We start from the raw sequence: 13,252 nt of genomic DNA, 5'->3' as shown, positions 1-13,252 counted from the left end.
ACTAAAATTACAACAAATGAAAACTATATCGAATGCCGAATTCGGGGGCGAACGCCCCTTATTCGAGTCACATGACCTTCGTTTAGAAAATGTGATTATTCATGCCGGAGAATCGGCTATTAAAGAATGCAGCAACATAGAGGCCATAAATTGCAAATTTGAAGGGAATTATCCTTTTTGGCACGTACATGGTTTTATTATCGACCGATGCTTTTTCGATATCGGAGGACGTTCTGCCTTGTGGTATTCCGATCATTTAAAAATGACCAATACTCGGATCGATGCGCCTAAAATGTTTCGTGAGATGCACGATATCGAAATAAACAATGTTGAGATAACAGATGCCGACGAAGTATTTTGGAGGTGCAACAGACTGAATATAAAAAATTTGAAACTACACGGAGGGACTTACCCGTTTATGTTTTGTAACGATATTTATATCGACGGACTGGAAAGTGACAGCAAATATATATTCCAATACGTGAAAAATTTAGAGCTGCACAATGCAAAAATTACTACGAAAGATGCTTTGTGGGAAACGGAAAATGTAACAATTTACGATTCTGAATTAAACGGTGAATATTTAGGTTGGCATTCACGCAACCTGCGTCTTATAAATTGCAAAATTTCTGGCACTCAACCATTATGCTATGCCGAAAATCTCATATTGGAAAACTGCATCATGGCCGATGATTGCGATCTTGCTTTTGAGTACAGCAGTGTAAATGCCACGATCAAGAGTCCTATACATAGTGTAAAAAATCCCCGCACCGGCAGTATAACGGCCGACAGTTACGGTAAAATCATTCTTGACAAGAATATCAAGTCTCCAGCTGATTGTAAATTGAAACTTTGGGATGAAAGAACTTGTTTCTCCGATTAATAAATTCTTTATGTATCGATGAGAACAAGGGTAAATAAAACCGACTATCTTTTATCTCTTATCCGGGAAGGTAAAAAAATGACCCTGAAACAGCAGTTAAAACTAACTGTATACCTCAGTATCCCGGCTATTATGGCACAACTGTCTTCTATTGTCATGCAATACGTAGATGCGTCGATGGTCGGCAGTTTGGGAGCAAATGCATCGGCTTCTATCGGACTGGTATCAACAACGACATGGTTGTTTTGGGGATTGTGTGCAGCAGCTGCAACAGGCTTCTCCGTGCAAGTGGCACATCTTATCGGAGCTGGAAATTTTGCCGGAGCAAGAAAAATTTTACGTCAATCCATTACTGCGACATTGCTATTCGGCTCTTCATTAGCAGCTATCGGAGTTTTCATCAGTGACTTTCTCCCCGGCTGGTTGGGCGGAGACGAGATAATCAGAAAAGATTCATCTGTCTATTTTCTGATTTTTTCTCTCTTTTTACCGGTATTACAAATGAATTTTTTGGCCAGCGGAATGTTACGGTGTAGTGGAAATATGTATATACCGAGCATATTAAATATACTGATGTGTCTGCTTGACATAATATTCAATTTCTTTCTGATATTTCCGAAACGACAGATCGAAATCATGGGTCTAAATATCGACATTTATGGCGCAGGTTTAGGGGTAAAAGGCGCAGCATTGGGAACAGTACTTGCCGAGTTGGTAACTGCCGGAGGGATGATGTGGTATCTCTGTTACCGTTCGCCCATACTGAAATTATCCGGGGAACGAGGATATTTTTTACTCCGGCAAGATACATTACGAAATGCTGTCCGCATATCCTTTCCAATGGGATTTGAACATATAGCTATATGCGGTGCTCAGATTATGACAACAATTATAGTAGCACCACTCGGTATCATAGCCATTGCCGCCAACTCGTTTGCCATCATTGCCGAAAGTCTCTGCTATATGCCCGGATACGGTATTTCCGAGGCAGCAACAACATTAGTCGGGCAAAGTCTTGGTGCAAACCGATTAAAATTGCTTCGTCGCTTTGCAAATATAGCCGTATGGTCGGGAATATCGATTATGGGAATCATGGGTGTATTTATGTATATAGCAGCCCCGCAAATCATCGGCGTAATGACTCCGATAGAAGAAATCAGAACGTTGGGAACTGATATCTTAAGGATAGAGGCTTTTGCCGAGCCTATGTTCGCAGCAGCTATCGTAACCTATGGCATATTTGTCGGAGTGGGCAATACGTTCATTCCCAGCCTGATGAATTTCGGAAGTATTTGGGGTATAAGACTAACACTGGCGGCTTTGCTCGCCCCAACAATGGGATTACGAGGCGTATGGCTGGCCATGTGTATCGAACTCTGCTTCCGCGGAGTGATATTTCTTTTCAGATTATGGCAAGGCAAATGGATTTATAAAGTACGACTAAAAATATAAATTATGAAATACAATTTTGATGAAATAATCCCGCGTCGCGGGACAAATTCCTATAAATGGGATACTCCTGAGGAAGAGAATGTACTGCCTATGTGGGTCGCAGATATGGACTTCCGCACAGCTCCGGCAATTATCGAAACTTTGCGACGAAGAGTGGAACACGGAATCTTCGGTTACACCAAAGTACCGCAAAATTATTATGATACAATAGTCAAATGGTTCATAAACCGCCATCAATGGGAAATAGATTCTCAATGGATTATCTATACAAGCGGAGTAGTTCCGGCAATCTCGGCTATTATTAAGGCCATGACCATACCCGGTGACAAAATAATCGTCCAAACACCTGTCTATAACTGTTTTTATTCGTCAATCCGGAATAATGGATGTAGAATGATAGCTAACAATCTTATTTATCAAGAAGGACGCTACACAATTGATTTCGATGATCTCGAACTCAAAGCCGCCGATCCAGAAACAAAACTTTTGCTGTTATGCAATCCGCACAATCCGGTCGGGAGAGTTTGGACATCAGAAGAATTACAGCGTATCGGTGATATTTGTCTGCAAAACGGAGTATTTATAATTGCAGATGAAATACATTGCGAACTGACATATGAAGGTCACAATTATACCCCTTTTGCATCTCTATCCGAAGAATTCCGATTGCATTCTGCAACCTGCATCTCACCCAGCAAAGCTTTTAATCTTGCAGGTTTACAGATTGCTAATATCGTGGCAGCAGACAGCAATATCCGCAGCCGGATAGACCGAGCGATCAACGACAATGAAGTGTGCGACGTCAATCCATTCGGTGTCATCGCCACAATAGCGGCCTATGAGAAAAGCGAAGAATGGCTCGATGCCTTACGAAAATATCTCTGGGAAAATTACACATATATTCGTTACTTTTTTAAACGGCATTTACCTCAATATTCTGTACTTCCGCTTGAAGGTACATATCTGGTCTGGATCGATTGCCGAGCCGCCGGAATCGGATCAGACAACATAACTTCATGTTTGCAAAACAAACAGAAACTAATGGTTAATTCCGGTACATTATACGGCCCAGGTGGAGAAGGATTTATCCGCTTAAATATTGCTTGCCCCAGAAAGCTTCTTATCGAAGGTCTGAAAAGACTCGCCAAAGTTCTTGGACATTGATAAAATTAAATTTCCGAAATTATTACTAAGGGCTGATTAAAAGACATTGTTAATATCTTAATATTCTATTGTTATAACATTAATAAGTTTAACGATGATATAAAATATCCCTGAAAAGATTCTTCGAAATAATCTTGAACAGAATTTAAACGGGCTTTTATTTTACAAGCCAATTACCAAGCTGTTTGTTTTAAAAATTTATATCTTTGCAGCATAAAAATACAAATGTCATAAAGACGACAAACTTAATTGAGAATTTTATGAATTTAGTTGACCGTTTTCTGCACTATGTAAGTTTCGATACACAATCGGACGAACTGACACACATGACTCCCAGTACTCCGGGACAAATGATTTTTGCACAAGAACTCGAGAAAGAATTAAGGAAAATAGGTATGACCGAAGTATCGCTCGATGAGAACGGATACTTGATGGCAACCCTTCCTCCCAATACATCCAAAAATATTCCTGTCATCGGATTTATCGCCCATCTCGATACAAGTCCCGACCTTTCAGGGCGGCATGTTACCCCTCGTATCATAAAAAACTATGACGGCAATGACATTCCATTATGTCCTGAAGAAAACATTATCTTACATACCAAAGATTTTCCGGAAGTAAAAAAATATATAGGACAAGACCTTATCGTCACAAACGGTAAAACGTTATTAGGTGCTGATGATAAAGCCGGAATTGCCGAGATTATTTCGGCTATGGAGTATCTGATACAACATCCGGAAATCAAACACGGAAAAATACGCGTAGCATTTACTCCAGACGAAGAGATCGGGCAAGGTCCTCATAAATTTGATGTTAAAAAATTTGGAGCAGAATGGGCTTATACTCTCGACGGAGGAGAAATAGGTGAATTGGAATATGAGAACTTTAACGCTGCTATCGCTAAAATTTTGTTTAAAGGGCGCAATGTTCATCCGGGATATGCCAAGCATAAAATGATCAATTCATTACGCATCGCCAATCAATATGCCATTATGCTACCTCGCTGGGAAACACCAGAACATACCGAAGGGTATGAAGGGTTTTATCATCTAATTTCTTGTGAAGGAACTGTCGAGCAAACTACATTGACTTATATTATTCGTGACCACGACCGAGACCGTTTCGAACGCCGCAAAAAGGAATTCGAACATCTGGTTCGCAAAATCAATAAAGAATTTCCTAATTGTGCAAGCCTCGAAATCAAAGACCAATACTACAATATGCGTGAAATGGTAGAACCGGTTATGCACATTGTCGATTTGGCTTCTCAAGCGATGAAAGAGGTCGGGATCGTGCCTATCGTAAAACCGGTACGAGGAGGAACTGACGGAGCTCAGCTTTCATTCATGGGACTACCGTGCCCCAATATATTCGCAGGCGGTCATAATTTTCACGGACGATATGAGTTCGTACCTATACAATCCATGGAAAAAGCCCGTGATGTCGTTATACAAATCGCTCGACTGGCTGCAGAAAAATAATTAAATCCAAGAGTCTGTCTAAGATGTGACCCGTACAAAACTTAGGCAGGCCCTTAGAGGCTTTAAACAAACTACTATAAAAGTTGTATCAGTATGCAGCAAGCTACATTCTCGATACAATTTTTTTATATCTGTATAATCAATATGTCCGAAAAAACTTTGATTGTTTTGCTTGGTCCTACCGGAGTCGGAAAAACAGATCTCAGCCTTCGAATTGCCGAACAACTTCATTGTCCGATATTATCATGTGATAGCCGACAACTGTATAAAGGACTGGAAATCGGGACAGCAGCTCCCTCTAAAGAACAGTTGCAACGGGTCAAACATTATTTTGTCGGGACTCTGGAACTGCAAGACTATTATAGCGCCGCATGCTATGAAGAAGATGCTATAAACCTTCTAAATCGTCTTTTCTCCGATCTCAATGTAGTTTTAATGACCGGAGGATCCATGATGTATATCGATGCCGTTTGCAATGGTATAGACGAATTACCTACCGTATCAGACGAAGTGCGGAAACTCATGATCGAACGTTATAAAAATGAAGGATTAGAAAGCCTATGTAACGAGTTGAAACGCCTCGACCCTATTCATTATGAACAAGTAGATTTAAAAAACCATAAACGGGTCATCCACGCACTCGAAATTTGTCACATGACCGGAAAACCGTATTCTGAATTACGTACGCATTCGAATAAACAACGTCCGTTTCGTATTTTAAAAATAGGATTGACCAGAGATCGAGAAGAATTATACGAACGTATTAACCGAAGAGTAGAGCAAATGATTTCAGAAGGGCTCGAATCCGAAGCTCGGTCAGTTTACCCTCACCGAGAATTTAATTCATTAAATACAGTAGGTTATAAAGAAATGTTCGCATATATTTCCGGTGAATGGAATCTTGAAAAAGCTATAGAGAAAATCAAACGAAATACAAGAGTCTATTCCCGAAAACAAATGACTTGGTTCAAGCGAGATCCTCAAATCACATGGTTTTCTCCTGAACAAGAAAGTGAAATCATGTCATTCATCAAAAATCAGATCTTCTGATCGAATAAATAAGAAGGTGCTTACAGCGCCTTCTTCATAAATTTATTTTTGCATTATCTTATACGATCGGCCGAACGCACCAATTGCTCGTCCTGATTGATTTTCCGATACGCCATATATTCCAAAATAACCGCAACCAAAGGAATAACTAATGCTGCTGCCAATGATGAGGTTGCAGCCAACGATTTACCGTTCACCCACAGATACAAGAAAAATATCGGATAAAAGGCAAGTAGCATTAGTCCATTAAACAAACAAAATTTCATTTGCAAGATACGGTTTTTATATAAAAATATAGATATACAGGCCAATAGCCCCATTAATGCAATTAAGATAGCAATAGGCCAAGCCGGCAACACCATTTGTGCAGGATCTGCCATTGTATAAACTCCCATTGCCCAAAATTGCCAATTTCCATCAGCATTGGAATAACCGGCCAACGGCATAAACAGCATAGAAAGTACCAATGCTGCGACTAAAAAAAGATAAAAAGATTGAATACGCTGTATCATAGTTAAAAATATTGATTTTATCATGGAGTTTCTACCACTCCCCTATGCATATAAAATACTATTACAAAATACGACACCATAACGGTCCGTACTCTATTTAGTTCAAAATGAGACCTGGTATTGTCAACACATAATATTTAATTTCTGCAAAACGACTCGTATTTTTTCATACGTAGTAATACGGGTGGGAACAAGGGGTAACCGCAACCGATTACGAATATATCCCATAGAACTTAAAATACTTTTTACTCCGGCTGGATTTCCATCGACAAAAAGCAACTCAAACAATTCGGTAAATTTATGATGTATCAACAACGCATTTGCATAATCTCCTTCCAAAGCCAAACGCACCATACGACTGAATTCCCTCGGAAATGCATTCCCTATTACCGATATTACCCCGACAGCACCCAACGTTATCAAAGGAAAAGTAATACCGTCGTCTCCAGATATTACCATAAAATCTTTCGGTTTGTTTTTGATTATATCATCCATCTGCGTTATATTTCCGGATGCCTCCTTGATCGCCACGATATTATCAAATTCACGGGCCAAACGCAGAGTGGTCTCTGCTGTCATATTCACACCGGTACGACCGGGCACATTATAAAGAATAACGGGAAGTTTAGTTGCCGAAGCAATCGCTTTATAATGCTGATAGATACCCTCTTGAGAAGGTTTATTATAATAAGGTACGACAGACAGTATGGCATCTACACCCTGAAAAGACTCTGTCTTCAAACGTTCCACTATTCCTCTCGTATTGTTTCCACCTAACCCTAAAACTATAGGTACCCGTTCTTTTACCCTCTCGATAACAAAAGAAAGTACTTCATTTTTTTCTTGTTCGGTCAAAGTTGGTGTTTCAGCTGTAGTCCCTAATACTACTAAATAATCTATACCGTTTTGTATCTGATATTCTATTAATTTGGAAAGAGCGTCAAAATCGATCGATTCGTCATCCTTGAATGGCGTGATCAAAGCTACCCCCATTCCTTTTAAATTTATTTGTGCCATATATATTCTTGTTCAAAAAATATTATTTTGAGGGCTCAAAGTTATAAATTATTATCTTTTATATCAATACTACGCCAATAAAAGAGTATTTTTTCCAGCAAATCCCGTGCAGTTATATCCCCCGACGTACGAATCATAAAATCATACGGGTTCAATGAGACTTTTTGCAATCCGATTTTCATACGGGCCATCGATATACTCATCAAATATAAAAACGGCAACCGCTCGACAAGACTCAAATCACATAACACTCCGGTATTAAATCCGATAAACTTTCTGACAGCATTTTTATCAGGTAACCGTTTACCGAATCTCAAATTTTCCGGAGTCAATTCTAAAATATCCATTTCAGGATAAGCAGATACATCAAGGGCATTCCCATTTCCCAACACAACCAACGAAAGCCTTATCGATTCTTTCGACAAATCTTTAACAACAGGAAGAATCGAATCGAGACTTTCCCGTTCTATCAATAGCGTCAAGATTTCGGTCTTTCGATAATCGACAAATCGCTTTTTCCGTTTTTCTTGAGAACGAGCAAGCTGCCGGGCGATCTCCTTTTTTATCCAGTATGTCCACATATCATCCGATTTTAAATTACTACTTGGGATTATTGTATTATCTGCAGAAAATCTTCTTCAGAAATAATTTTTATTCCCAATTTCCGAGCTTTCTCAAGTTTAGCCGGCCCCATATTCTCTCCGGCCAAAAGATATGTCGTTTTAGCAGAAACCGAACCCGTATTTTTCCCGCCGTGCTGTTCTATCATCTGCTTATACTCATCTCGAGAATGGTGTGTAAATGTTCCACTGATTACAATCGTAGCTCCATCGAGTTTATCGGTAAAACCAGAAAGGCGATCTTCAGAAATTCTCATTTGTACCCCAGCTTCTTCCAAACGTTTTATCAAATTCCGGTTCTGCTCATTCTCAAAATAAGCCCGGACACTCTGCGCTATACGAGGACCGATTTCATCGACACCGACCAAATCGTCTAAAGTTGCTGACTCCAAAGCTTCTATCGAAACAAAAGAGTTCGCCAACTTCTTCGCGACTGTCTCTCCTACAAAACGAATTCCCAATGCGAACAAAACCCGTTCAAAAGGTACTTGTAAAGATCTATCGACAGCCTCTATAATGTTACGTGCCGACTTTTCTCCCAATCTTTCTAAAGAAGCGATCTCCGACTCATTCAAACTATATAAATCCGCAACTGTCCGCACCATTCCCAATCGGTAAAACAGATCTATCGTTTCAGGTCCCAAACCGTCTATGTCCATAGCACGACGACTGATATAATGTTCTATCCGTCCCTTTATCTGAGGAGGACATCCCATCTCATTCGGACAATAATGCGCAGCTTCACCCTCATAACGAACCAAAGGCGTTCCACATTCAGGACACTGTTTTATGAAAGTCACTTTCTCCCCTATCAATAACCCTCTCGCATCAAAATCCACTCCTGTAATTTTCGGAATAATCTCTCCTCCTTTCTCTACAAATACCATATCTCCGATATGCAAATCAAGAGATTGTATAATATCATCATTATGTAACGAAGCCCTTTTTACGACAGTTCCCGATAATTGAACCGGATCAAGATTAGCAACCGGGGTAACCGTTCCGGTACGTCCCACTTGATAAGAGACAGAATTCAATCGGGTAAGTGCCTGTTCCGCTTGAAATTTATATGCCATCGCCCAACGAGGAGATTTTGCGGTATATCCCAAATTCTTTTGCTGCCTTAAAGAAGCTACTTTAAAAACAATACCGTCAGTTGCAACAGGCAGATTTTTTCTGTTTACATCCCAATAATCGATAAATGCTTTCATTTCTTCTAAAGAATGGCACACCTGCATAGCATCTGAAATCTTAAATCCCCAAGAACGTGCTATCTGCAAGTTTTCATAATGGTCATCAGACGGCAGATCTTCGCCTAAAAGATAATATAAGTAAGCATCTAAATTACGGGATGCTACAATCGCAGAGTTCTGCAGTTTCAATGTACCGGATGCGGCATTTCGAGGATTGGCAAAAAGAGTTTCCTCTTCTCTTTCTCTCTCTGCATTCAATTGTTCAAAAACAGTCCAAGGCATTAAAATTTCACCTCGTATCTCAAATTCATCCGGATATCCAGTTCCCCTTAATTGCAAAGGAATACTACGAATCGTCTTCACATTCTCCGTGACATCATCTCCTTGTACACCGTCGCCTCTCGTTACAGCCCTAAGCAATTTCCCATGTCGATATGTAAGCGATATAGACGTGCCGTCATATTTCAATTCTCCTACAATACGAAAATCTTCATTAAGTCCCGAACGCACCCGGTCATAAAACGACGCCACTTCATCGATCGTATAAGTGTTTCCCAAAGAAAGCATAGGATATTTATGCTTCACCTGAGTGAAAGCCTTATTAATATCATTGCCTACCCGTTGTGTCGGAGAGTTAGGATCGCTATATTGAGGATATTCTTTTTCTAATTGTTGCAGTTCTTCCATCATCCGGTCAAATTCCCGGTCTGATATAACAGGAGCATTCAATACATAATAATTATAATTATGTTCATTCAGTTCCTGTCGCAAATGTTCTATTTTCTCTTTTATTTCATTCATCGATTATGCCTGTTACGGTATGCAAATATAGGAAATTTTAAAATGATTCACACGGGCAATTAAGCGAACTTTATAGCCTATATGCAAAAAATAAACAAAATAAAAGGGTTGCATAATCATCCGTAAAGTCCTATTTTTGCAGCCAAATTAAGGAAGTATGCACATCGACATCATCACCGTTTTACCGGAATTATTGGAAGGACCGTTAAATCACTCCATACTAAAACGTGCTCAGGATAAAAAGCTGGCAAAGATAGTGGTACATAATCTCCGGGATTATTCTACTAACAAACATCGACGCGTAGATGATTATCCTTTCGGTGGTTCAGCCGGAATGGTGATGCAAGTCGAACCGATAGATCGAATTATTTCTAAACTGAAATCGGAAAGAAATTATGACGAAATCATTTATACTTCTCCCGATGGCGAAACATTCAATCAACCGATGGCAAACTCTTTATCGTTATGCCAAAATTTAATTATCTTGTGCGGACATTATAAAGGTATCGACTACCGCATTCGAGAACATCTGATTACCAAAGAAATATCAATAGGAGATTATGTCCTTACCGGCGGAGAATTAGCGGCTGCCATAATATCGGATGCCATAATACGGCTTATACCCGGCGCAATCGGAGACGAACAATCGGCTTTATCGGATTCTTTCCAAGACAATTTATTAGCACCGCCCGTATATACACGACCGGCCGAATATAAAGGGTGGAAAGTTCCCGAGATACTCCTATCGGGGCATCAGAGAAAAATCGAAGAATGGCAACATGAACAATCTATTGAACGTACCCGTCGCCTTCGTCCGGATTTACTCGATGATTAGAATTACCGTTCTTTTATATCCGTAAAAACCGATGTTGATGCTGCTCGATACATAATACACGCTGCCGGAAAACTCTCGGTAATCGTACGGGCTTCCAGCAATCGTTCAAAGATCGCTTTTTTATTTTCCCCTATTACCGGAACGAGTAATGGTGTACTATTCAATATGACAGGCCCGGTCAACGTTATACGCAACTGTTTCGATTCTGGATGTACCGCTACAGCATACGATCTCGTATCATTCAATAAAAAATTACAAGATGAAAATATCGAAGCGGTGTGTCCGTCAAGACCGATTCCTAATATAATTGCGTCAAAATAAGGGAGTCCGTTTTTCTTAGGGAGTTGCTGATTTATAAGCTCCGAATAACGATTTGCCTCCATAGACGGGTCTTTTTCTCCGAAAATACGGTAAATATGCGTCCGAGGGATTCCTATCGGTCTGAATAATTGTTGATCGGCATGTTTAAAATTACTTTCATCATCTTCAGGAGACACGCATCGTTCATCCACCCAATAAAAACGGATTCGATTCCAATCTATCTGCTGTTTATATTCCTCTTGCCAAAGAGCAAAAATCCGTTGTGCAGTACTACCCCCTGACAGCGCCAGATTAAAAGGGACAAGACCTGGCTTCGATTGCATGATCTTTATCAGTTTATCTGTCATCCTCCTCAAAGCATCTTCGGGAGATTTAGCATAATAAATTTCCATATAGCATTTATTTTATCACATCATTTCATTACAACAATTGCATTTTTTATCATGAGGCATTAAACGATCTATTTCTTCAGGATCACTTCCAGAAGCATAAAAAGCAAGGCCATCCTTTCCTCTCTTAACCCAATTTTTTATAATCGGATCTATAAAATTCCAACTTGCTTCCTGTGCATCTGCCCGGGAATAAAGTGTTGAATCCCCCAACATAACATCCAATAACAAGCGTTCGTAAGCATCCGGTAGCTTTTTATCGGACAATGAACTATATAAAAAGTCCATACTCACCTGACGAACTTCAAATCCCGAACCGGGAATTTTAAGTCCGAAGCGCAAAGCTATACTCTCATTAGGTTGCACACGAATAATCAACTGATTGCAAGAACTTCCAGAACACTGCCCTACAAATAATTGCTGTGGAGTCGATTTGAAATGAATGATAATTTCTGTTTTTTTCTCAGACAACCGCTTTCCTGTATAAATATAAAACGGAGTCCCTGCCCAACGCCAGTTATCCAATTCGATTTTCACAGCCACATATGTTTCTCTGACCGAATCGCCACTTACGTTTTTTTCATCTCTATAACCCTGTACACTCTCCCCGGCTATCGTTCCCGCTGTATATTGTCCGCGCACAATTTGCTCTTGCATTTCTTCAGGAGTATAATGATGCAAGGACTTGAATACTTTAGCTATCTCGTCTCTTATAGACTCCGGATCGAATGCCACAGGAGGTTCCATTGCAATAAAAGCCATTAATTGCAACAGATGATTTTGCACCATGTCTCGCAAAGCTCCCGATGATTCATAATAGCCTCCTCTATTCCCTATTCCCAATGTTTCGGAAGAAACAATCTCCACATGATCTATATAATTCCTGTTCCATAAAGGTTCGAATATGCCATTCGAAAACCGGAGTACAAGAATATTCTGCACAGTCTCTTTTCCTAAATAATGATCGATCCGGTAAATATCATGCTCATCGAATATCGACTCTAATAATCGAGTGAGATGCTTAGCGGACTTTATATCCGTTCCGAACGGTTTTTCAACAACAATCCGACGAAATCCATCAGATGTATAAGCCAGACCGCATTTTTGCAATCCGAGAGGTATTACTTCATACATTTCCGGAGGTGTTGCCATATAAAAAACGATATTATCGGGTAAAGAATAAAGGTTTTGCAGCTCCTCTACTCGATTTTTCAATGTTTCATATTCATCTGTATTTTGCGTATCAAAACCCATATAATAAACACGTTTCAGAAACAAACTCAAGCGAGCATCTTTAGCCGAAAGTTCTTTTTGTGAAGTCAATATACCGTCACACTGTTTTCTTCGGAATTCATTATCTGTCAATACCGTACGTGCCGCACCTAAAATGACGAAATTTTCAGGCAATAAATTACGAACATACAATTCATATAACGCCGGAATCAATTTTCGAGTAGTCAAATCACCCGAAGCTCCAAAAATCAGTAACATTTGAGCATCCGCTTTTTCCATAATTCCAAACCTTTATTCTTAC

The 13,252-nt window shown here is 39.8% G+C and carries 12 protein-coding genes; 6 read left to right on the top strand and 6 right to left on the bottom strand.

What is annotated here, in order from left to right; all coding sequences use genetic code 11:
• The first annotated feature begins 16 nt into the window (after positions 1–16).
• The 5 genes from QUE35_RS00725 (at position 17) to miaA (ending at position 6,030) form a co-directional block, all read left to right on the top strand.
• The gene (locus QUE35_RS00725) at positions 17–883 is read left to right on the top strand and encodes a DUF3737 family protein (RefSeq protein WP_022599553.1); all 867 of its coding nucleotides are present in this window, start codon (positions 17–19) and stop codon (positions 881–883) included.
• Positions 884–901: 18 nt separating this feature from the next.
• On the top strand, positions 902–2,335 hold the full coding sequence (locus QUE35_RS00720) for an MATE family efflux transporter (protein ID WP_022599555.1): 1,434 nt from the start codon (positions 902–904) through the stop codon (positions 2,333–2,335).
• Between the two features lie 3 nt (positions 2,336–2,338).
• Positions 2,339–3,499, top strand: a complete 1,161-nt coding sequence (locus QUE35_RS00715) for a MalY/PatB family protein (protein ID WP_022599557.1) — start codon at positions 2,339–2,341, stop codon at positions 3,497–3,499.
• A gap of 260 nt (positions 3,500–3,759) precedes the next feature.
• Positions 3,760–4,980, top strand: coding sequence for a peptidase T (pepT, locus tag QUE35_RS00710; RefSeq protein WP_031258054.1), 1,221 nt, complete (start codon positions 3,760–3,762; stop codon positions 4,978–4,980).
• A 144-nt stretch (positions 4,981–5,124) separates the two neighbouring features.
• On the top strand, positions 5,125–6,030 hold the full coding sequence (miaA, locus tag QUE35_RS00705; RefSeq protein ID WP_031258056.1) for a tRNA (adenosine(37)-N6)-dimethylallyltransferase MiaA: 906 nt from the start codon (positions 5,125–5,127) through the stop codon (positions 6,028–6,030).
• A 53-nt stretch (positions 6,031–6,083) separates the two neighbouring features.
• Here the strand turns inward: miaA and QUE35_RS00700 are convergent, their stop codons facing one another.
• The 4 genes from QUE35_RS00700 to ligA form a co-directional block, all read right to left on the bottom strand.
• Positions 6,084–6,542: a DUF4293 domain-containing protein gene (locus QUE35_RS00700; RefSeq protein WP_009316715.1), complete on the bottom strand. Its 459-nt coding sequence runs from the start codon at positions 6,540–6,542 to the stop codon at positions 6,084–6,086.
• 123 nt (positions 6,543–6,665) lie between these two features.
• A complete protein-coding gene (dapA, locus tag QUE35_RS00695) occupies positions 6,666–7,559 on the bottom strand; it encodes a 4-hydroxy-tetrahydrodipicolinate synthase (protein WP_022599562.1) in 894 nt (297 codons plus the stop codon).
• Positions 7,560–7,600: 41 nt separating this feature from the next.
• The gene (locus QUE35_RS00690; RefSeq protein ID WP_009316713.1) at positions 7,601–8,140 is read right to left on the bottom strand and encodes a DUF6913 domain-containing protein; all 540 of its coding nucleotides are present in this window, start codon (positions 8,138–8,140) and stop codon (positions 7,601–7,603) included.
• 29 nt (positions 8,141–8,169) lie between these two features.
• Complete coding sequence (ligA, locus tag QUE35_RS00685) at positions 8,170–10,173, bottom strand: NAD-dependent DNA ligase LigA (RefSeq protein WP_009316712.1); 2,004 nt, start codon at positions 10,171–10,173, stop codon at positions 8,170–8,172.
• 157 nt (positions 10,174–10,330) lie between these two features.
• Between ligA and trmD the strand changes: the two genes are divergently transcribed.
• Positions 10,331–11,008: a tRNA (guanosine(37)-N1)-methyltransferase TrmD gene (gene trmD, locus QUE35_RS00680; RefSeq protein ID WP_022599566.1), complete on the top strand. Its 678-nt coding sequence runs from the start codon at positions 10,331–10,333 to the stop codon at positions 11,006–11,008.
• Positions 11,009–11,010: 2 nt separating this feature from the next.
• Here trmD and pgl read toward each other — a convergent pair whose 3' ends face one another.
• Together pgl and zwf are read right to left on the bottom strand one after the other, a co-directional pair.
• Positions 11,011–11,721: a 6-phosphogluconolactonase gene (pgl, locus tag QUE35_RS00675; protein ID WP_009316710.1), complete on the bottom strand. Its 711-nt coding sequence runs from the start codon at positions 11,719–11,721 to the stop codon at positions 11,011–11,013.
• 15 nt (positions 11,722–11,736) lie between these two features.
• Positions 11,737–13,230 (bottom strand): glucose-6-phosphate dehydrogenase, encoded by a 1,494-nt coding sequence (gene zwf / locus QUE35_RS00670; RefSeq protein ID WP_022599568.1) that lies wholly within the window; start codon positions 13,228–13,230, stop codon positions 11,737–11,739.
• Between the last annotated feature and the right edge of the window lie 22 nt (positions 13,231–13,252).

Source organism: Coprobacter fastidiosus (assembly GCF_030296935.1).
Lineage (GTDB): Bacteria > Bacteroidota > Bacteroidia > Bacteroidales > Coprobacteraceae > Coprobacter > Coprobacter fastidiosus.
Note: the sequence above shows the minus strand (reverse complement) of the source record. Positions and strands in the feature narration are given on the sequence as shown.